The sequence below is a fragment of the Motiliproteus sp. SC1-56 genome (genome assembly GCF_017309075.1).
Classification (GTDB): domain Bacteria; phylum Pseudomonadota; class Gammaproteobacteria; order Pseudomonadales; family Balneatricaceae; genus Motiliproteus.
In genome coordinates this window covers 278690-297751 of the sequence record NZ_JAEMGS010000002.1, presented here as the reverse complement: position 1 = coordinate 297751, position 19062 = coordinate 278690, and the positions used below count along the sequence as shown (strand labels likewise).

Below are 19062 nucleotides of genomic sequence, written 5' to 3'. Positions count from 1 at the left end.
CGTTTATACTGTTCGCCCGCCCCCGCCCGAAAGACGATCTACGTCATTTGACGTACCTCTCTGCGTTCATCGCCCCATAGCTGCATTGCAACATAGGGCCCATGCTGAACCCTGCTTGCTAACGAATCCCTTGCACTCCGAATTCGTCGGCACCGACGGCCTCCCCGCCGTGGTGACGGGCAACCGGAATCGCATCCCCCTCTCAGGCAATGGAAGGAAGAACAAACCATGAAAATGAAAAAACTGGCTTCAGGAATCGCGTTGGCCATGATGGCCTCCGCCGGCATGGCCGCCGACGACACCATCAAGGTCGGGGTGCTGCATTCGCTCTCCGGCACCATGGCGATCAGTGAGACCACGCTCAAGGACACCATGCAGATGCTGATTGAAGAGCAGAACAAGCAAGGCGGCCTGCTGGGCAAGAAACTGGAAGCCGTGGTGGTGGACCCGGCGTCCAACTGGCCGCTATTCGCGGAAAAAGCCCGTGAACTGGTGGAAAAGGACGATGTCGACGCCATCTTCGGCTGCTGGACCTCGGTCTCGCGCAAGTCGGTCCTGCCGGTCGTTGAGGAGCTGGATACCGTGCTCTTCTACCCGGTGCAGTACGAGGGGGAAGAGTCCTCCAAGAACGTCTTCTATACCGGCGCCGCCCCCAACCAGCAGGCCATTCCGGCGGTGGACTACCTGATGAACGAGCTGGGCGTCGAGCGCTGGGTTCTGGCGGGCACCGATTACGTCTACCCGCGCACCACCAACAAGATCCTCGAGGCCTATCTCAAGGGCAAGGGCGTAACTGACGCCGACATCATGATCAATTACACCCCCTTCGGCCACTCCGACTGGCAGAGTATCGTCGCCGATGTGAAGAAATTCGGATCCACCGGCAAGAAGACCGCGGTGGTCTCCACCATCAACGGCGATGCCAACGTTCCCTTCTACAAGGAGCTGGGCAACCAGGGCATCTCCGCGGAAGACATTCCGGTGGTCGCCTTCTCCGTCGGTGAAGAGGAGCTCTCCGGCATCGATACCAAGCCGCTGGTGGGCCACCTCGCCGCCTGGAACTACTTCATGAGCGTGGACACCGAGGCCAACGACGAATTTATCGACGCCTGGCACGCCTACATCGGCGATAAAGAGCGGGTCACCAACGATCCGATGGAAGCCCACTACATCGGCTTCAAAATGTGGGTTGAGGCGGTGAAAAAGGCCGGCACCACCGAGCCTGCCGCGGTACAGGACGCCATCATCGGAGTCAGCGTGCCCAATCTCACCGGCGGTTACGCCACCATGGCACCCAACCACCACATCACCAAGCCGGTGCTGATCGGTGAGATCCAGGATGACGGCCAGTTCGAAGTGGTCTGGGAGACGTCCGGCACCGTGCTGGGTGACGCCTGGTCCGACTTCCTGCCGGGCTCAATGGACCTGATCGCCGATTGGCGCCCCCCGCTCTCCTGCGGCAACTACAACGTCAAAACCGGCAAGTGCTCCGGCCAGAATTTCTGATCGAGCCGGCCCTGACCGGCCGCCTCGCGGCGGCCGGTTCGCTCCTTATCCCGCACCGCCGTGCGGGCTTCACGGGCTGACACCGAATCCGGCCCCCTCCGCTGACAGGACGCGACCTCATGGCCTCACCCCACGCACACTACCGCACCAACCCGGGCTGCCGGTTGCCGACCGGATTGGCCAAGGCCGTGCAGGCGCTCGTGCTGCTGGCGCTGGTGCTGCTCAATGCCAATTTGGCCCGGGCTGCGGGCGGCGACTTCGAAGCAGGACTGGCGTTGCTGAGCGAAAAGAGCTTTGACAAGAAAGCCCTGGCGATCGAACACCTGGCGGAATCCGGGCATGACCAGGCGCTGACGTTGCTCCAGACCATGAGCGCGGGCGACCTCTATTACCGCAAATCCGACAAGCGCATCGTTATCCGCCAAGATGCCGACAAGGGATACGCGATCACCGACGTGGTGACCGGTCAAGCACTGGGCACCGTTGATCGGCGCGACATCAAGAAAGTCTCGATCAACAACCAGCTACGCGCGCAGCTCACCCAGGCGATCGCCGAGCTGCAACTGGGGGCGGGCGACCCCGATATTCGGAAAACCGCGCTGGAAGCGATGCTCTCGGAGCTCGATACCGATTCGCTGCCCCTGCTCGAGAAACGGCGCGGCATTGAACAGGACGCCGAAGTCAGCGCGGTGCTCGATGTGGCCATCGCGGTGGCACAGCTGGAGTCGGGCGAACGCACAGACCGGCTGCAGGCCCTCAAGGCGCTGGATGGCAGCCTTTACCCCCCGGTCCGCAACCGCCTGGTAGCCGTGCTTGAAAGCGACCCCGACGCGGGGGTCCGCAAAGCCGCCGCCAAGGCCCTCGCCACCATCGAGTCCAGGGCTAAGCTGTTCGGCAACCTGGAAACCCTGTTCTTTGGTATCAGCCTCGGCTCGGTGCTGATTCTTGCCGCCATTGGTCTTGCCATCACCTTCGGCGTCATGGGCGTGATCAACATGGCCCACGGTGAACTGATCATGATCGGCGCCTACACCACCTACGTGATCCAGCTGCTGATGCCCAACGCCATCGAGTACTCTTTGCTGGTGGCGATCCCGGCGGCGTTTGTCGTCTCGGGTTTGGTGGGCATCGCCATCGAGCGCGGCGTGATCCGTTTCCTGTACGGCCGCCCGCTGGAAACCTTGTTGGCCACCTTCGGCCTCAGCCTGATCCTGCAGCAGGCGGTGCGTTCCATCTTCTCTCCCCTGAACCGCTCGGTGGAGACCCCGGCCTGGATGAGCGGCACCTGGGAGGTCAACGCCATCTTCAGCCTGACCCTCAACCGGCTCTACATCATTGGCTTCTGCCTGATCGTGTTTTTCCTGCTGCACCTGATTCTCAAGCGCACCCGACTGGGACTGGAAGTCCGTGCCGTCTCCCAGAACCGCCAGATGGCTCGGGCCATGGGCGTGCGTACCCAGTGGGTCGACGCCCTCACCTTCGGTCTGGGATCCGGTATCGCCGGGGTGGCCGGGGTCGCGCTCAGCCAGCTCACCAACGTCGGCCCCAACCTGGGCCAGGCCTACATCATCGACTCGTTCATGGTGGTGGTGTTCGGCGGTGTAGGAAACCTCTGGGGAACCCTGGTGGCCGGTTTGTCACTCGGGGTCGCCAACAAAGTGATGGAGCCCTGGGCCGGCGCGGTGCTGGCCAAGATCCTGGTGCTGGTGTTCATCATTCTCTTTATCCAGAAGCGCCCGCGCGGGCTGTTCCCGCAAAAGGGACGCGCGGCAGAAGGTTGATTGAGGTCGCCCATGTTTATGAAAAGACTACTGGCCAACGACCGTGGTGGACGGATTCTACTCAGCGCCCTGCTGCTGATCAGTGTCGCCGTGGTAGCCTCCAACCGGCTGCTACCGGAAGCCTCCTGGCTGCACGTGCCCACCTACACGGTGACCCTGCTGGGCAAGTACCTCTGCTACGCCCTGCTCGCCGTCTCGGTGGACCTGGCCTGGGGCTACTTGGGTATTCTCAGCCTCGGCCACGGCGCCTTTTTCGCCCTCGGCGGCTACGCCATGGGCATGTACCTGATGCGCCAGATCGGTGATCGCGGGGTTTACGGCAACTCCGAGCTGCCGGACTTCATGGTGTTCCTCAACTGGCAGGAGCTGCCCTGGTTCTGGCACGGCTTCGACCAGTTCTGGTTTGCGGCCCTGATGGTGCTGCTGGTGCCGGGGGTGCTGGCCTTCGCCTTCGGCTGGCTGGCGTTCCGTTCGCGGGTGACCGGGGTGTACCTCTCCATCATCACCCAGGCCCTGACCTACGCCCTGATGCTTGCCTTCTTCCGCAACGAGATGGGCTTTGGCGGCAACAACGGCCTCACCGACTTCAAGGACATGCTCGGCTTCAGCCTGCAGGCGGACAGCACCCGCATCGGGCTGTTCATCGCCTCCGCCGTCGCCCTGGCGGCGGGCTACCTGCTCTGTCGAAGCGTCACCAACTCCCGCCTGGGGCGGGTCAGCGTCGCCATCCGCGACAGCGAGGACCGGGTTCGCTTCATCGGTTACCGGGTCGAGAAGATCAAGCTGGCGGTGTTTACCCTCTCGGCGGTGCTGGCGGGCCTGGCCGGCGCGCTCTACGTGCCGCAGGTGGGGATTATTAACCCCAACGAGTTCGCCCCCCTGAACTCGATCGAGGCGGTCGTCTGGGTCGCCATCGGCGGGCGCGGCACCCTGTTCGGGGCGGTGGTGGGGGCACTCCTGGTGAACTACGGCAAAAGCTACTTCACCGCGGCGATGCCCGAAGCCTGGCTGTTCGCCCTGGGGGCTATCTTCGTGCTGGCTACCCTGTTCCTGCCGCGGGGAATCGCCGGCCTGTTCAGCCGGAGGCAGGCGGGGGATGAAAGCGGATCATCCGCTCTTTCGCCGCCCCCAGCGCCGTCCTCCGACGGTGACCCGCAAGGCGCTAAACACCGTTCATCACCGGACTCTGTGACAGATTCCCCAGCAAACACCGCCACGGCGCCGATGAGCCCCCTGGCGCAGGAGGCGCGCTCATGAATGCCCAGGGATACGCACCCAGCTGGCTTAATCGGGACGAAGTGTTCGAATTCCTGAAGCCGGCAGCTTCCACCCGTCTCGACCTCAGGCACAACTGCATCCTTTACATCGAAGATCTCAACGTCAGCTTCGACGGTTTCAAGGCGATCAGCAACCTCAACCTCTATATCGAGCCCGGGGAACTGCGCTGCATCATCGGCCCCAATGGGGCCGGCAAGACCACGATGATGGACATCATCACCGGCAAGACCCGCCCCGATAGCGGCAAGGCGTTTTTCGGCCAGCGCATCGACCTGCTGAAGATGAACGAGGCCCAGATCGCCGAGGCGGGGATCGGACGCAAGTTTCAGAAACCCACGGTGTTCGAAGAACTCAGCGTGTTCGAAAATCTGGAGCTGGCGATGGCCGGCGATAAAGCGGTCTGGTCCACCTACCGGGCCCGCCTCAGCGGCGAGCAGATGGACCGGATCGACGAGACACTGGCGCTGATCGGATTGGAAAACGACCGTTGGCTGCGGGCGGGAATCCTCTCCCACGGCCAGAAGCAGTGGCTGGAGATCGGCATGCTGCTGATGCAGAACCCCAAGCTGCTGCTGGTGGACGAACCGGTGGCGGGGATGACCCACCAGGAGATGGATCGCACCGGCGAGCTGCTGACCTCGCTGGCCGGAGAGCGCTCGGTGGTGGTGGTAGAACACGATATGGATTTTGTCCGTTCCATCGCCCGCACCGTTACCGTACTGCACCAGGGCTCGGTTCTTGCAGAGGGAAGCATGGACCAGGTGCAGTCGGACCCCCGTGTGATCGAAGTTTACCTCGGGGAGTGACCCGGCGACCCCTGCAACGAACTGGTCGAAAAACAACAATTAACGGCCCGAAAAGGAGCGACAGGATGAACCAACTGGCAATAAACAGTGATCAGGAGCAGGATCCGGGCTCCCTGCTCAGCATTCGCGGGTTGAACCAGTTTTACGGGGAGAGTCATACCCTGTGGGATCTGGATCTTGAGGTCCCAAGCGGCGCCTGCACCTGTCTCATGGGGCGCAACGGGGTGGGCAAAACCACGCTCCTCAAAAGCATCATGGGACTGTTACCCACCCGGTCGGGCGACCTGCAGTTCGATGGGCTCGACCTTGGCCAGGCGTCGGCAGAGAAAAGGGCCATCCTCGGCATTGGCTACGTGCCCCAGGGACGCCAGATCTTTTCATTGCTGACGGTGGAGGAAAACCTGCAGATCGGCCTTCCCGCCCGCAGCGACCGGCAGCGAAAGATCCCTGACTTTATTTTCGAGCTGTTTCCGGTCTTGAGTGAGATGCGGCACCGCCGCGGCGGTGACCTCTCCGGCGGCCAGCAACAGCAGCTGGCCATCGGACGCGCCCTGGTTACCGACCCCAAGCTGCTGATCCTGGACGAACCCACCGAGGGGATTCAGCCCAACGTGGTGGCGGAGATCGGCGACATCATTCGCAAACTCAACCGTGAAATCGGCCTGACGGTACTGCTGGTGGAGCAGAAGCTGCCCTTCGCCCGCAAGGTTGCGGACCATTTCTGCATTCTCGACCGGGGTCGCAACGTCGCTACCGGGACTATCGCGCAGCTTTCCGATGACTTGGTGCGCGAATACCTGACGGTGTAACAGGCCCACTTGGTCCGCACCAAGGCAGTGCAACTTCAGCCAACAGCACTGCTGCGGTGCGTGGCTACGGCCTGCGGGATCCAGCTGCAGCCAGGTCCGGCCCTTAGCCGGGGTTACTGCGCCCTCTTTTTTGCGGCTCAGCACCAAGCACCTGTCATATCAACAAGTTGGCCCGCATCTTGCGACATCCCGGGTCAACGCCGGCCTCGCCGGCCCCGCACCTCCGAGCGATATAAACGCAGCAACCAAGGATAGAAGCGTTCCCGATGAACCAGGCGTTAGTCCAACCGGAAACAGTCACAGCGGGATACGGCCGTGAGCGCCGGTGGTGCGCCCGCCTCACCCTTGGCTTTGAGCCACGCCATGGCCGCACTGCACTGCCCCACCTCGCTCACGAAGGCCCATTGCGAGTGCAGCGCCCCTTCTACCCGGAAGGCCCGGTGTGCCATGTCTACCTGTTGCATCCACCGGGCGGACTGGTCAGCGGCGACCAGCTCGCCATCGGGGCAGAGCTGGCAGAGCGCAGCGGAGCGCTGATCACCACCCCCTCCGCCGGCAAGATCTACAAGGGCGACAGTTGCGGCGTCAGCCAGTACCAGCAGGTCAACCTGCGTCTGGCCGCCGACAGCACCCTGGAGTGGCTGCCGCAGGAAACCATTCTCTATGACGGTGCCCTCGGTCATAGCGACACCCGGGTTGACCTCACCGGCAATGCCCGCTTTGTCGGCTGGGAGCTGATCTGCCTGGGTCGCCCAGCCAGCCGGATCCGTTTCGACAACGGCCGTTTTGTGCAGAAAACCCAGCTCTACCGCGACGGCCTGCCGCTGCTGCTGGAACAGCAGCACCTGCAAGCCGGCAGTGCTCTGGCTAACGAGTGCTGGGGACTGCAGGGTTATCCTCAGGTCGGCTCACTGTATGCGGTCGGTTTTAACCAGGAACCCAGCGCGTTGCTGGAACAGCTGCGTGCCAGCCTTGAGCCACTTATCGGCAATCACCTGCGCGTGGCCATCACCTGGCGCCGAGGGGTGCTAGTCGCAAGGCTCTTGGGGCAGGACAGCGAACAGGCGCGCCACTGCTTTACCCGCCTGTGGCAACAGATCCGCCCGGCGCTGCTGCAGCGAGAGGCGCTCATACCGCGGATCTGGCTGACGTAAGCCATCCCTTTTGAGGCAAGCAAACAGACCAACAACGATCAAGCAAACACCGAATCTACGGAGCAGACGATGGAACTGACCCCCCGCGAAAAAGACAAGCTGCTGCTGTTCACCGCAGGCTTGCTGGCGGAACGACGCCGCGCCCGCGGCCTGAAACTCAACTACCCGGAAGCGGTGGCGCTGATCTCCTGCGAAATCATGGAGGGCGCCCGCGACGGCCGAACAGTGGCCGAACTGATGAGCTATGGCCGCACCATCCTCGGCCGTGACGACGTGATGGAAGGGATCGCCGAACTGGTCGACGAAGTTCAGGTAGAAGCCACCTTTCCCGACGGCACCAAGCTGGTGACCGTGCACCAACCGATCCAGTAGTGCGAGCGGCATTCACAAGAGGAAAGCGACATGATTCCCGGCCAACTGCAGATTCAACCCGGCGAGATCGAGCTCAACGCCGGCCGCCCGACCCAGACCCTCAAGGTCGCCAACACCGGCGATCGTCCGATTCAGGTGGGCTCCCACTACCATTTTTTCGAAACCAATCCAGCCCTCAGCTTTGACCGCGAAGCCGCCAAGGGCTGGCGGCTCAACATCGCCGCCGGCACCGCGGTCCGTTTTGAGCCGGGCCAGACCCGAACCATCGAGCTGGTGCCCTTCGCAGGATCGCGCACCATTTTCGGTTTTCGGGGCGAAGTGATGGGCACTCTCGATGACGCCAAGACCGACACGCAGGGAGGCAACTGAGATGGCCAAGATTTCACGTCAGGCTTATGCCGACATGTTCGGCCCCACCACCGGCGACCGGGTGCGGCTCGGTGATACCGAACTCTGGATCGAGGTGGAAAAGGACTACACCGTCTACGGCGACGAAGTGAAGTTCGGCGGCGGCAAGGTGATCCGTGACGGCATGGGTCAGGCCCAAGTGACTAATGGAAGCACTAATGAAGGCAGCAACGACACCGCCATGGATCTGGTGATCACCAACGCGCTGATTCTCGACTACTGGGGCATCGTCAAGGCGGATGTCGGCATCAAGGGCGGGCGCATCGCCGCCATCGGCAAAGCCGGCAACCCGGATACCCAGGAGGGAGTCACCATCATCATTGGCCCCGGCACCGAAGTGATCGCCGGCGAAGGCCAGATCCTCACCGCCGGGGCCATCGATTCCCACATCCATTACATCTGCCCGCAGCAGGTGGACGAAGCGCTGATGTCCGGCGTCACCACCATGCTCGGCGGCGGCACGGGTCCGGCCACCGGCACCAACGCCACCACCTGTACCCCCGGCCCCTTCAATATCGGCAAGATGCTGCAGGGCACCGACCATCTGCCGATGAACTTCGGCTTTCTCGGCAAGGGCAACGCCAGCCTGCCGGAAGCACTGGAGGAGCAGCTCAAGGCCGGTGTGATGGGACTCAAGCTGCACGAGGACTGGGGCACCACGCCGGCGGCCATCGACGCCTGCCTCAGCGTCGCCGAGCGCTACGACGTGCAGGTGGCGATCCACACCGACACCCTTAACGAGTCCGGCTTCGTCGAGGATACCCTCGCCGCCTTCAAGGGCCGTTCCATCCACACCTATCACACCGAAGGTGCCGGCGGCGGCCACGCCCCGGATATTATCAAGGCGTGCGGCTTGCCCAACGTGTTGCCCTCGTCCACCAACCCGACCCGCCCCTACACGGTCAACACCGTGGACGAACACCTGGACATGCTGATGGTGTGTCACCATCTGGACCCCAATATCCCCGAGGATGTGGCCTTTGCCGATTCACGCATCCGCAAGGAAACCATCGCCGCCGAGGATATCCTCCACGATCTCGGCGCCTTCTCCATGATCGCCTCTGACTCTCAGGCCATGGGACGGGTGGGCGAAGTGATCATCCGTACCTGGCAGACCGCCCACAAGATGAAGGTACAGCGCGGCCTACTGCCGGAGGACGAAAGCCACGGCTGCGACAACTTCCGCGCCAGACGCTATATCGCCAAGATCGGCATCAACCCGGCCATCAGCCACGGTATCAGTCACCAGGTGGGCTCCATCGAAGTCGGCAAGCTGGCGGACCTGGTGCTGTGGAAGCCGGCCTTTTTTGCCACCAAGCCGTCGCTGATCATCAAGGGTGGCTTTATCGCCGCCGCCCCCATGGGCGACCCCAACGCCTCGATTCCGACCCCGCAACCGGTGCACTACCGGCCGATGTTCGGCGCATCGCCCCGGGCGGCGGCGGCCACCAGCCTCACCTTCGTGTCGCAGGCGGCGCTGGACAGCAACCTAGGCGAAACCCTGGGGCTGCAGCGCAGCCTCGCCGCCTGCCGCAACGTGCGCTCGGTGGGCAAGGCCGACATGGTGCTCAACGATCGCATGCCGGTGATGGAGGTGGATCCGGAGACCTATGAGGTGCGCGCCGACGGCGAGCTGCTCACCTGCGAGCCGGCCGAGGTTTTACCCTTGGCGCAGCGTTACTTTTTATTCTGATGGACCTACCGATGCTGAAAATCACCCAACGCTTTGACGGCCAGCCGGCCGCCATTCTCGACCGCCTGGCGCTGCCCTACGACCTGCGCAAACGGGGTCGCTTCAAGGCCACCTCCGAAGGCGGGCGCGAGGTGGGCGTGTTTATCGAACGCGGCCAGGTTCTGGCTGACGGCGATCTGCTGCAGACCGACTGCGGCCAGTTGATCCAGGTAACGGCGGCCCCGGAAGCGGTAGTCACCGCCTCCACCGACGACTGGCTGGCATTCGCCAAGGTCTGCTATCACCTCGGCAACCGCCACGTGCCGTTAGAGGTGGGCGATCGCTGGCTGCGGTTCCAGCCCGATCACGTGCTGCAGGAACTAGCCGAGCGTTACGGCCTCACCGCGATCGCCGAGCAAGCCCCTTTCAGTCCGGAAAACGGCGCCTACGGTCTCAGCCATATCGGCCACGAAAGCCATACCCACGGTCACAGCCATTCGCACGGCAATACTCAGGGCCACAGTCATGGTCACGATCATGACCACGTGCACGGGCATTCCCATGCCCACTGAAATCAACAGCGCGCCATCAGTGGGCAGCAGTCGTGCCTTGCTGCACCTGTTGCACCTGACCAGCCCGTCGCTGCCCATCGGCGGTTTCGCCTACTCGCAAGGGCTGGAATACGCCATCGACAGCGGCTGGATCACCACCGATAGCGAGTTGCAGCAGTGGCTGCAAGGGGTACTCGGCGAAGGGATGGCGCGGCTGGAGCTGCCGCTGCTGTTGCGCTTCGCCGAGGCCTACCGCCAGAAAGACGAAGGCGCTGTTAACTACTGGAACCACTGGCTGCTGGCCAACCGTGAAACCAAAGAACTGCTGTTTGAAGACCAGCAACTGGGACTGGCGCTCCGCCGCCTGCTGGTGTCACTGGCGGTGATCGAGACTGACGACCGGCTGCCGGCAGAGCCCAGCTACTGCAGCCAGTTTGCCCGCGCTGCCGGCCACTACGGCGTCAGTGACAGCGAGATGTTAACCGGCTTTGCCTGGGCGTGGCTTGAAAACCAGATCGCGGTAGCCTGCAAAACCCTGCCGCTGGGCCAGACCGCGGCGCAACAGCTGATGATGCGGTTGCTGCCGGTGATCGATCAGGCCGTGGCCACCGCCCAGCGACTGCCCGATGACCGGCTCGGCGCCACCCTGCCCGGCGTGGCACTGGCCAGCAGCCTGCATGAAACCCAATATTCGCGCCTGTTCCGCAGCTGAACTGGTGCAACCGTTATTTAAAGAACCTGTTTGAGGAGAACAATCGATGAGTGCCCAATATCTACGCGTCGGTGTCGGCGGTCCGGTCGGCTCCGGCAAAACTGCGCTGCTGAAGGAGCTGTGCCAGGCGCTGCGCGAACACTACAACCTGGCCGTGGTGACCAACGACATCTACACCAAGGAGGACGAACAGTTTCTGCTGCGCCATGAAGCGCTGGAAGCGGACCGCATCATGGGGGTGGAAACCGGCGGCTGCCCGCATACCGCCATCCGCGAAGACGCCTCCATGAACCTGGCCGCCATTGACGAACTGCAGTCCCGCCACCCAGGGCTGGAACTGGTACTGGTAGAGAGCGGCGGCGACAACCTCAGCGCCACCTTCAGCCCCGAGCTGTCGGACCTCACCCTCTACGTGATCGACGTCTCCGCCGGTGACAAGATTCCGCGCAAGGGTGGCCCCGGCATCACCAAATCGGACCTCTTGATCATCAACAAGACCGATCTGGCACCTCTTGTAGGCGCATCCTTGGAGGTGATGGACCGCGACGCCACAAAGATGCGCGGCGAACGCCCCTTCGTGTTCAGTAACCTCAAGAGTGGTCAGGGTGTGCAGGCCATCATCGACTTTATCGTCGAGCAGGGGATGCTGGAGCCTAAAAATGTGATGGTCGGCTAAACCGAGCCATTGAAAGGGCGCTTTTTTGGCGCCGACCAGCAGGGATGAATCTCATAAACAGATCAAACAAATAGCGCTAAACATCTGTTATAAAAGCCTATCAGGCTTCAATAATGCCGTGTCTGATAGCCAGATGAATAAGGTCTGAAGTCTTCTTCAACCCCAGCTTGCCGAGAATGTTGGCACGGTGCGCATGGACCGTTTTCTGGCTGATAAACATGGCGTCAGCGATCTGTGCAACCGACTGGCCGCTGGCCAGCAGCGTAAACACCTGCAGTTCGCGCTTGGTGAGCGCCTCGAGCTTGGAGGCCCCCTTCCCATCGAGCTCTTTGCGAATACCCGGCGCGATAAACTCACGCCCCTGGGCGACCTGCCGCACCGCTGCGATCAGCTCTTCGGGAGCGCAGCGCTTGGTGAGATAACCTTTGGCACCGGCCTGAAGCACACGGGAGGGGTATGGCTCACACTCCTGTACGGTAAGAACCAGGATACGCGCCTGCGGATCGGAGGCCAGGATGCGATTGATCGCCTCAAGCCCTCCAACGCCGGGAGGCATGGACAGGTCCATCACGACGACGTCCGGCTTGCTCTCCAGGTAGAGCTGGTAGCCGTCCTCGCCGGTAGCAGCTTCACCGATAACCTGTAGGTCCGCAGCGTTATCCAGCAAACGTCGAAAGCCGGCGCGGACGATTTCGTGATCATCCACCAGCATTACTGTGGTCGCAGACATAAGGGACTCCGCAAACGATGAAGGGGGCAGTGTATGTCAAAAGCGGCGAAAGTTCACCCATACCTTCGGTTAGATCGCCATCAGGCTTTTTCTCAATTTATCAATGCGTTAATTTGCACTGCAGCATTTTGCTTGAATACGGCCCGCCGGGCATTAAGCTGCTATTTTTACCTCTACCAAGCCAGTTGTCAGGAGAAATTGGGATGGCGGCACACGTGATGATTCATATCAGGCCCCAGGATCTGCCACCGGAAGGGCTGCGTGTTTTGTACCGTTGCGGAGAAAATTACGACGGCACAATCGAATGGGGAGATACGCAGGAAGGCACCCTGACGCTCCACTTGGGTTGCAATGATCTGCGCGAGGACGGGATCAATATCGACGATCAGAGCACTCCGGGGTACGCCGGTTTCGAGACCCGCACCGGCACCTACTGGCGCTACGCCCATGAATCCGACCCGGACGTGTTTCGTGAGCACTGCATGCAGATCATCGAAATTTTGGAATCCTTCACCCCCCGCTCCTCGTGGGAGGCCTGGAAGCCGATCTCGCAAACCCTGGGGCATGACCGCATTCGGCTGACCCTCAAAAACGGCGTCACCGGGTCCGAGCTCAGTTACAAGGTCGTCAACAAGGGCTTCGGATACCAGATCAAAGACCTGAATAACGGTCGCCGCGTGCAGAAACTGCTAAAACACGACTACATCCTCAACCGGCTGATGGGCACCAGCTACAAGAAACTCAACCACCACAAGATTAAAATTGAAACGGAAGCGCCCGTAGACGGTGATGCCGGCGGCTCGATCTGCCTGCAATTCCTCGCTGAAGGGCTGATGCTGAAGTACCAGCTCAACCTCTACGAGTTCGCCCTTGGCCTATTCAAAACCCAGGGGGACGAGCTGGAGCTGATCAAGCTGGTGGAGCTGCCTCACAGCAGCGTTATCGAGGATACCCGGAGCTTTCTGGGCTAAAGCGTCTACTCCATATCATCTTCAAAACCACGGTAGCAGTCGCCGGTATCTACCTCCATGGCGGAGGTGGAGCTGAGCACTTCGAGTCCAGCACCGAGGTGCTCGGGAACCGCCACCAGGCTGTCACTGAAGCCGATCACCGCCAGCCCCTCGCGCCGGCAAAGCACCAGCGCTTTCTCAAGTTCCCGCACGGCTTTTACCTGGGATGCGGCCATCTCGTCGCTTGCCGAGGGTTGCGGTTCAGCCTGTTTTTTGCGCGTGGTGACCTGGCGCAAAGCATATCCCTGCTGGTCCAGCAACTGCAGCGTCAGCTCACTGCGCTGAAGTTTAACCAGGGCGATTTTAAGCAGCGCAAACTGACGCTCGTTCGTGCAGCTGAGTACGGCGCCGGGCTCAGCCTCTTTCACCGCGGTGATAATCTGGGACGCTTTGTAGTAATCGGGGATGGTAATGTTCATGAACGTATTCAGGCTCCGCTGACTGCGCGACAATGCTAACCGGACAACGTAATCAACGCCAGCGGGCCGTTCAGTCTTCGCCCTGCAGGGCCTTCCGCAAACGCTCCAATTCAGCCTCCTGGTGAGCCAGCCGCGTATCCGCCTGGGAGAGAACCGTCCTCAGGTTCCGGTTTTCTTCGGCCAACCCCTCCTGCGCGCCCGCTTCATCTAGATTCTCCGACTTGCCACTCAGGCTGTTGTTTTTTAGCTTGTTTAGCAGCTCTACCTCGAGCCGTTCAATGGTCTGGCGAAGCTTGCGGTTTTCAGCATTGAGCGCACGCAGCTCCCGCTCTCCGGCCAGCAACTTGCGCTCTTGGTCCAGCAGCCTGCGGTCCTCCTCGCCCTCCTGCTCGCGCCGCTCATCGAGCTGACGCTGCAAAGCGTCGATTCGGTCGAACGCCCGCTCCAGCTTCTCCTGATAGCCGCTCAGCACCTGCTGCTTCTCGTCACGCTCCTGCGTCCACTGTTCCCGCTCCGCCTTGATTCTCAAAGCGGCCTCGCGCCGCGCTTCCTCAGCCTGATGCTCGGCGTGCGCCAGCGCGAGCTGCCAAATGTCTTTAATGGCCGCTTCCACCGGTTCGGGGAGCTCAGGCATGCGGCGCCGTCCCTGCAACCGTCCGCCCAGTTCAGCCCACCACCGGTTCAATGCCTTATTGATAGTCGTGACACTTCCCTGCCCGATCCGCTCGCGCACACTCTGCTGCGTAGGGCGTCGCCCCTCTTGCAGCAACTCATCAGCCGCTCGAAACACCAGTTCCTGGGTTGAGGATACCATTTGATACTCCATACATATCGATTGATATGTATTCTAATTTCCGCGACACAAAAAACCACCCTTCCCGGAGCATTCAAGCGACGGAAATGGGCGCGATGGAATCAGGAACAGTAGAAAAACGAGGGATAAATGGAGGCTGGAGTCGGAATCGAACCGGCGTACACGGAGTTGCAGTCCGCTGCATAACCACTCTGCCATCCAGCCTGGATGGGCCACCGGCAAACAGGAGAGTTGGAGCGGGAAACCGGGTTCGAACCGGCGACCTCAACCTTGGCAAGGTTGCGCTCTACCAACTGAGCTATTCCCGCTCTGCTGCTAGTGGTGCCTGGAGCCGGACTTGAACCGGCACGACCCGAAGGTCAGGAGATTTTAAGTCTCCGGTGTCTACCAATTCCACCATCCAGGCAAATGGGAGAACATGGAGGCTGGAGTCGGAATCGAACCGGCGTACACGGAGTTGCAGTCCGCTGCATAACCACTCTGCCATCCAGCCTCAACGGCACTCAGTGCACGAAGAGAGTTGGAGCGGGAAACCGGGTTCGAACCGGCGACCTCAACCTTGGCAAGGTTGCGCTCTACCAACTGAGCTATTCCCGCCCAAAACCCCGAGCTGTCGCTCAGGTGGTGCGTATTATAGAGAGCTGCCCTGCCATGTCAACAGAGATCGAAGCGGTTTGAAATCAACCGATTTCAGCGTCTTTCAAAGAGACGAAAAGCGCTCACTCCGGCTTCTCGACAAGTTCCGGCCAAGCCGCCCGCAGGTACATCCACATGGACCAGAGCGTCAGCACCGCCGCCCCGTAGAGGGTCGCCACGCCTACCTCTGCAAGGAGCGAGTGGGGAGGCACCGCCAGCAAAATAACGATGGCCGTCATCTGCAGGACGGTCTTCACTTTACCCACCGCAGACACGGCTACACTCGCCCGCTTGCCCAATTCAGCCATCCATTCGCGCAATGCGGAGATGACGATCTCACGGCCGATAATCACCACGGCCGGCAACGTCAGGTAAGGCTCGGCATAGGTTTCCACCAGCAACACCAAGGCCACCGCGACGATGAGCTTGTCAGCCACAGGGTCCAGAAAGGCCCCCAGGGCCGTGGTCTGATTCAGGCGGCGCGCCAGGTAACCGTCCACCCAGTCGGTCAGTGCAGCCAGCAGAAAAACGCCGGCAGCCGCCATACTGGACCAGCCGTACGGGAGGTAATAGATACCCAGTACGCAGGGTATCAGTGCTATTCGCAGGGCGGTCAGTAGGTTCGGGATGTTCATTGAAATCAGCGACCAGGTTTAGGGTGGGCGACCGTCACTCTTGGTGAAGGTGGGCGTAGATCTCCTCCGCCATCGAGCGGCTAATGGTAGAGACTTTTGCGATTTCTTCAATACTCGCCCGGCCGATTTCCTGCCAGCCTCCAAAGTGCTTCAGCAGCGCCTGCCGGCGCTTGGGACCTACCCCAGGGATGGACTCCAGCAGCGAACTTCCGCGTTTCTTCGCACGGCGCTGACGGTGACCGGCAACTGCGAAGCGGTGCGCCTCATCCCGAATATGCTGCAACAGGTGCAGCGCACCGCTGTCCGCTGTCAGCACCTCTTCGCGGTGATCCCCTCCCATGATCAGGGTCTCCAGCCCCGGCTTGCGGGTAACGCCCTTGGCAATTCCCAGCAGCAAGACGTCATCCACCTGTAACTCTTCGAACACCTGCTCGGCTTGGGTCAGCTGTCCTTTGCCACCATCAATGACCAGTATATCAGGCAGTTGCCCCTCCCCTTTCTTCAGTCGCGTGTAGCGTCGGCGCAACGCCGTCCGCATGGCGGCGTAGTCGTCACCGGGAGTGACCCCATCAACGTTGAATCGGCGGTAATCCGTTTTGCGCGGCCCCTGGGTGTCAAAAACCACGCAGGAGGCGACCGGCGCTTCGCCGGAACTGTGGCTGATATCAAAGCACTCAAGCCGCCGAGGCGGAGCGTCAAGCCCCAGTGCATCCTGCAGCGCCACGAAACGCCGGTGCATGTTCTGCCGGTTGCCGATGTAGCTGTCGAGCTGCTGCTGCGCGTTGGTCTGCGCCAGCTGCAGCCATCCACGGCGCTGTCCCCGGACCCGGGTCAGAAAAGCAACCTGCCGCCCCCGAGCCTGAACCATGGCCTCCCTGAGTGATTCGGATGCCGCGGGCTCGTGGCTGAGCACGATCTGGGGCGGAACCGGGCGCGCCTCGCTCTGCAGGTAGTACTGCCCGAGGAACCCGGCCAGCAGGTCGGCCTCGCTCACCTCCAGGGCCAGTTTCGGGTAATGGGTTTTACTGCCGATGATCCGCCCCCCTTTGACGAAAATCTGGTGAATACAGGCAAAACCCGCTTTCTGGCAGCAGGCCAGGATGTCCGCGTCGCCACTCAGACCGCTCACGTGTTGCTGCTCCTGCACCTGCTGCAAGCTGGTGATTTGATCGCGCAGGACGGCGGCCTTTTCGAAATCCAACGCTTTGGCGGCGGCGTCCATCTGCTGGGCCAGCTCGTCGCGCAGCGTCTGACTGCGCCCCTCCAGAAACATCATCGCATGACGCACATCCTCGGCGTACGCCTGTGGGCTGATCTCGCCGGTACAGGGACCGCTGCAGCGATCAATCTGGAACTGCAGGCAGGGTCGGCTGCGATTGCGAAAAAAAGCCTCGTCGCACTGACGGATGCGGAACACCTTCTGCAGCAGGTTCAGGCTTTCGCGCACCGCACCGCTGCTGGGGAAAGGTCCGAAGTAGCGGCCCTTGCGCCGCCGCCCGCCCCGCTGAAACTGGAGCGCAGGAAACCTTTCGGCGTCGGAAACAAAAATATAGGGGTAGCTTTTGTCGTCACGCAGCAGGATGTTGTAGGGAGGACGCTCGCGCTTGATCAGATTGTGCTCAAGCAGCAGCGCCTCGGTTTCGCTATTGGTGATGGTGACCTGAACGTCGCGAATCCGCGCCACCAGCGCACGGGTCTTGATGGGCAGGCCGCTGTCGCGAAAGTAGCTGCTGAGGCGGTTCTTGAGGTTCTTGGCCTTGCCGACGTAAAGCACGCCCCCGGTCTCATCCAGCATCTGATAAACCCCCGGGCGCTGACTGACCCCGGCCAGAAAGGCCTTGCTGTCAAAAGAAGGGGGCTCTACCGCAGGCATCGACAACTTCAGCGTTCGAGTTTAACGTTTTTGCTCTTCTGCATGTGCAGATGGGTGGCCTGCACATGGATGTCTTCCAGCAAGGCGCGGGTTTCGTCGGTGATGCCCGCCCCCCGCGACAAGGACACTTCGAAATACACGCCAATTTCGGCGTAGTAGTAGAGACGGGCGTCGAAGGTCTTGGCGCGCTTGAGCTTGCTCAGGGAGATCCGGGCCCCGTTGACCAGGATGCGGTTAATATCGGTATCGGAAACAACCGGATCGCGGTCCTGGGCGGCCAGCCGTTCACGCTCACGTTCGTTCATGAGAAGGAGTCCTGTTGCCGTTGGCGATTGACACATATTAACACATACCGCCATCATAGAGGCTTCGACTCATGTTCAAACCCTCAAGCTACACAAAGACTTAGCCAAGGCCTTTCTATGTCTCGGATCAGCGTAAGCGAACTGGCGATCTTGATCGTCGAACCCTCGGTATTTCAGCAAAAGGTCATCACCCAAGAGCTGGCGGAAGCGGGCTGCCGCCAGGTGGACTGCGCTGACACCATCGAGACCGCGCTCGATTTCATGCGCCGCTACTCGCCCGATCTCGTAATCAGTGCCATGTACCTGGATGATGGCGACGGGGTCCAGCTGATCGGCCAGATGCGGTCTGACTCGCACCTGGAGGAGATCCCTTTCATGCTGGTCTCCAGCGAGCGCCGCGTACACCGGCTTGACCCCATCCGCCAGGCCGGCTCGGTGGCGATTCTCCCCAAGCCCTTTAAACACGACGACTTGGAAAAGGCGCTCAACGCCACCCTCCACTTCGTCGACCCTTCCGAGATTGAGCTCAGCGCCTACGACGTAGACTCCCTGCAGGTGCTGGTGGTCGATGACAGCGAGTTTTCGCGCAAGCACATCAGCCGCGCCCTCGAAAGCGTCGGCATCACCCAGGTGGTACTGGCTGAGAACGGTACGCAAGCACTGGAAGCCATTGAGGAAAACGAGTTCGACCTCATCTTCACCGACTTCAACATGCCCGAGATGGACGGCGAGGAGCTGACCCAGCACATCCGCACCCACTCCAACCAGCCCTCGGTGCCGATCCTGCTGATCACATCGGAGCAGAACGAAACCCGTCTCAGCGGCGTGCAGCAAGCAGGGGTGAATGCGATCTGCAACAAACCCTTCAGCCCCGAGGAGATGAAGGCCCTAATCAAGTCCCTGCTGGGAGACTGA

Annotated in this window: 20 protein-coding genes and 5 tRNA genes; 14 read left to right on the top strand and 11 right to left on the bottom strand. The window is 61.3% G+C overall.

The annotated features are described in order from the left end of the window. The first annotated feature begins 228 nt into the window (after positions 1-228). The 12 genes from urtA to ureG all read left to right on the top strand — a co-directional run bounded on the left by urtA (position 229) and on the right by ureG (position 11725). Positions 229-1506 carry an urea ABC transporter substrate-binding protein gene (gene urtA, locus JGZ97_RS03275; RefSeq protein ID WP_207061164.1) on the top strand — a complete coding sequence of 426 codons (1278 nt, stop codon included), beginning with the start codon at positions 229-231 and terminating at the stop codon, positions 1504-1506. Positions 1507-1625: 119 nt separating this feature from the next. Beyond that, on the top strand, positions 1626-3287 hold the full coding sequence (gene urtB / locus JGZ97_RS03270) for an urea ABC transporter permease subunit UrtB (RefSeq protein ID WP_207061163.1): 1662 nt from the start codon (positions 1626-1628) through the stop codon (positions 3285-3287). Positions 3288-3305: 18 nt separating this feature from the next. Then, entirely contained in the window at positions 3306-4544 is a 1239-nt protein-coding gene (gene urtC, locus JGZ97_RS03265) for an urea ABC transporter permease subunit UrtC (protein ID WP_242521500.1), read from the top strand. Further along, positions 4541-5371: an urea ABC transporter ATP-binding protein UrtD gene (gene urtD / locus JGZ97_RS03260; RefSeq protein WP_207061161.1), complete on the top strand. Its 831-nt coding sequence runs from the start codon at positions 4541-4543 to the stop codon at positions 5369-5371. Before urtC ends, urtD begins: the two co-directional genes overlap by 4 nt. Before the next feature lie 113 nt (positions 5372-5484). Next, entirely contained in the window at positions 5485-6180 is a 696-nt protein-coding gene (gene urtE, locus JGZ97_RS03255) for an urea ABC transporter ATP-binding subunit UrtE (RefSeq protein ID WP_207061246.1), read from the top strand. A gap of 266 nt (positions 6181-6446) precedes the next feature. Then, positions 6447-7334, top strand: a complete 888-nt coding sequence (locus tag JGZ97_RS03250; RefSeq protein WP_207061160.1) for an urease accessory protein UreD — start codon at positions 6447-6449, stop codon at positions 7332-7334. A 69-nt stretch (positions 7335-7403) separates the two neighbouring features. Further along, the gene (ureA, locus tag JGZ97_RS03245; protein WP_207061159.1) at positions 7404-7706 is read left to right on the top strand and encodes an urease subunit gamma; all 303 of its coding nucleotides are present in this window, start codon (positions 7404-7406) and stop codon (positions 7704-7706) included. 30 nt (positions 7707-7736) lie between these two features. Continuing rightward, positions 7737-8075, top strand: coding sequence for an urease subunit beta (locus tag JGZ97_RS03240; protein WP_207061158.1), 339 nt, complete (start codon positions 7737-7739; stop codon positions 8073-8075). A 1-nt stretch (position 8076) separates the two neighbouring features. Next, positions 8077-9807: an urease subunit alpha gene (ureC, locus tag JGZ97_RS03235; RefSeq protein WP_207061157.1), complete on the top strand. Its 1731-nt coding sequence runs from the start codon at positions 8077-8079 to the stop codon at positions 9805-9807. Positions 9808-9818: 11 nt separating this feature from the next. Continuing rightward, on the top strand, positions 9819-10358 hold the full coding sequence (gene ureE, locus JGZ97_RS03230) for an urease accessory protein UreE (protein WP_207061156.1): 540 nt from the start codon (positions 9819-9821) through the stop codon (positions 10356-10358). Then, positions 10324-11049, top strand: a complete 726-nt coding sequence (locus tag JGZ97_RS03225; protein WP_242521499.1) for an urease accessory protein UreF — start codon at positions 10324-10326, stop codon at positions 11047-11049. Before ureE ends, JGZ97_RS03225 begins: the two co-directional genes overlap by 35 nt. A 46-nt stretch (positions 11050-11095) precedes the next feature. Next, entirely contained in the window at positions 11096-11725 is a 630-nt protein-coding gene (gene ureG / locus JGZ97_RS03220; protein WP_207061155.1) for an urease accessory protein UreG, read from the top strand. 100 nt (positions 11726-11825) lie between these two features. Here the strand turns inward: ureG and JGZ97_RS03215 are convergent, their stop codons facing one another. Then, positions 11826-12455 carry a response regulator transcription factor gene (locus tag JGZ97_RS03215; RefSeq protein ID WP_207061154.1) on the bottom strand — a complete coding sequence of 210 codons (630 nt, stop codon included), beginning with the start codon at positions 12453-12455 and terminating at the stop codon, positions 11826-11828. A gap of 203 nt (positions 12456-12658) precedes the next feature. On the opposite strand from JGZ97_RS03215, the gene JGZ97_RS03210 reads away from it, so the two are divergent. Then, on the top strand, positions 12659-13426 hold the full coding sequence (locus JGZ97_RS03210) for a hypothetical protein (protein WP_207061153.1): 768 nt from the start codon (positions 12659-12661) through the stop codon (positions 13424-13426). Positions 13427-13431: 5 nt separating this feature from the next. On the opposite strand, the gene JGZ97_RS03205 is transcribed toward JGZ97_RS03210, so the two are convergent. The 10 genes from JGZ97_RS03205 to JGZ97_RS03160 all read right to left on the bottom strand — a co-directional run bounded on the left by JGZ97_RS03205 (position 13432) and on the right by JGZ97_RS03160 (position 18147). Further along, positions 13432-13884, bottom strand: a complete 453-nt coding sequence (locus JGZ97_RS03205) for a response regulator (RefSeq protein ID WP_207061152.1) — start codon at positions 13882-13884, stop codon at positions 13432-13434. Positions 13885-13954: 70 nt separating this feature from the next. Further along, positions 13955-14698: a DNA-binding protein gene (locus tag JGZ97_RS03200; RefSeq protein ID WP_207061151.1), complete on the bottom strand. Its 744-nt coding sequence runs from the start codon at positions 14696-14698 to the stop codon at positions 13955-13957. Positions 14699-14828: 130 nt separating this feature from the next. Continuing rightward, positions 14829-14902 (bottom strand) — tRNA-Cys (locus tag JGZ97_RS03195). A 28-nt stretch (positions 14903-14930) separates the two neighbouring features. Beyond that, positions 14931-15006 (bottom strand) — tRNA-Gly (locus tag JGZ97_RS03190). An 11-nt stretch (positions 15007-15017) separates the two neighbouring features. Continuing rightward, a tRNA-Leu gene (locus tag JGZ97_RS03185) sits at positions 15018-15104 on the bottom strand. 13 nt (positions 15105-15117) lie between these two features. Beyond that, positions 15118-15191, bottom strand: a tRNA-Cys gene (locus JGZ97_RS03180). A 28-nt stretch (positions 15192-15219) separates the two neighbouring features. Further along, positions 15220-15295 (bottom strand) — tRNA-Gly (locus JGZ97_RS03175). A gap of 122 nt (positions 15296-15417) precedes the next feature. After that, the gene (gene pgsA, locus JGZ97_RS03170; RefSeq protein WP_207061150.1) at positions 15418-15969 is read right to left on the bottom strand and encodes a CDP-diacylglycerol--glycerol-3-phosphate 3-phosphatidyltransferase; all 552 of its coding nucleotides are present in this window, start codon (positions 15967-15969) and stop codon (positions 15418-15420) included. Positions 15970-16003: 34 nt separating this feature from the next. Continuing rightward, on the bottom strand, positions 16004-17842 hold the full coding sequence (gene uvrC / locus JGZ97_RS03165) for an excinuclease ABC subunit UvrC (RefSeq protein ID WP_207061149.1): 1839 nt from the start codon (positions 17840-17842) through the stop codon (positions 16004-16006). 8 nt (positions 17843-17850) lie between these two features. Next, positions 17851-18147 (bottom strand): excinuclease ABC subunit C, encoded by a 297-nt coding sequence (locus JGZ97_RS03160; protein WP_207061148.1) that lies wholly within the window; start codon positions 18145-18147, stop codon positions 17851-17853. 117 nt (positions 18148-18264) lie between these two features. Here JGZ97_RS03160 and JGZ97_RS03155 point away from each other — a divergent pair, with 117 nt between their 5' ends. Continuing rightward, positions 18265-19062, top strand: a complete 798-nt coding sequence (locus JGZ97_RS03155) for a response regulator (RefSeq protein ID WP_207061147.1) — start codon at positions 18265-18267, stop codon at positions 19060-19062.

Excerpts from the sequence above, each read along its gene's own strand:
- urtA (WP_207061164.1), top strand. The coding sequence starts at position 229 with ATGAAAATGAAAAAACTGGCTTCAGGAATCGCGTTGGCCATGATGGCC.
- urtB (WP_207061163.1), top strand. The coding sequence starts at position 1,626 with ATGGCCTCACCCCACGCACACTACCGCACCAACCCGGGCTGCCGGTTG.
- urtC (WP_242521500.1), top strand. The coding sequence starts at position 3,306 with ATGAAAAGACTACTGGCCAACGACCGTGGTGGACGGATTCTACTCAGC.
- urtD (WP_207061161.1), top strand. The coding sequence starts at position 4,541 with ATGAATGCCCAGGGATACGCACCCAGCTGGCTTAATCGGGACGAAGTG.
- JGZ97_RS03250 (WP_207061160.1), top strand. The coding sequence starts at position 6,447 with ATGAACCAGGCGTTAGTCCAACCGGAAACAGTCACAGCGGGATACGGC.
- ureA (WP_207061159.1), top strand. The coding sequence starts at position 7,404 with ATGGAACTGACCCCCCGCGAAAAAGACAAGCTGCTGCTGTTCACCGCA.
- JGZ97_RS03240 (WP_207061158.1), top strand. The coding sequence starts at position 7,737 with ATGATTCCCGGCCAACTGCAGATTCAACCCGGCGAGATCGAGCTCAAC.
- ureC (WP_207061157.1), top strand. The coding sequence starts at position 8,077 with ATGGCCAAGATTTCACGTCAGGCTTATGCCGACATGTTCGGCCCCACC.
- ureE (WP_207061156.1), top strand. The coding sequence starts at position 9,819 with ATGCTGAAAATCACCCAACGCTTTGACGGCCAGCCGGCCGCCATTCTC.
- JGZ97_RS03225 (WP_242521499.1), top strand. The coding sequence starts at position 10,324 with ATGACCACGTGCACGGGCATTCCCATGCCCACTGAAATCAACAGCGCG.
- ureG (WP_207061155.1), top strand. The coding sequence starts at position 11,096 with ATGAGTGCCCAATATCTACGCGTCGGTGTCGGCGGTCCGGTCGGCTCC.
- JGZ97_RS03215 (WP_207061154.1), bottom strand. The coding sequence starts at position 12,455 with ATGTCTGCGACCACAGTAATGCTGGTGGATGATCACGAAATCGTCCGC.
- JGZ97_RS03210 (WP_207061153.1), top strand. The coding sequence starts at position 12,659 with ATGGCGGCACACGTGATGATTCATATCAGGCCCCAGGATCTGCCACCG.
- JGZ97_RS03205 (WP_207061152.1), bottom strand. The coding sequence starts at position 13,884 with ATGAACATTACCATCCCCGATTACTACAAAGCGTCCCAGATTATCACC.
- JGZ97_RS03200 (WP_207061151.1), bottom strand. The coding sequence starts at position 14,698 with ATGGTATCCTCAACCCAGGAACTGGTGTTTCGAGCGGCTGATGAGTTG.
- pgsA (WP_207061150.1), bottom strand. The coding sequence starts at position 15,969 with ATGAACATCCCGAACCTACTGACCGCCCTGCGAATAGCACTGATACCC.
- uvrC (WP_207061149.1), bottom strand. The coding sequence starts at position 17,842 with ATGCCTGCGGTAGAGCCCCCTTCTTTTGACAGCAAGGCCTTTCTGGCC.
- JGZ97_RS03160 (WP_207061148.1), bottom strand. The coding sequence starts at position 18,147 with ATGAACGAACGTGAGCGTGAACGGCTGGCCGCCCAGGACCGCGATCCG.
- JGZ97_RS03155 (WP_207061147.1), top strand. The coding sequence starts at position 18,265 with ATGTCTCGGATCAGCGTAAGCGAACTGGCGATCTTGATCGTCGAACCC.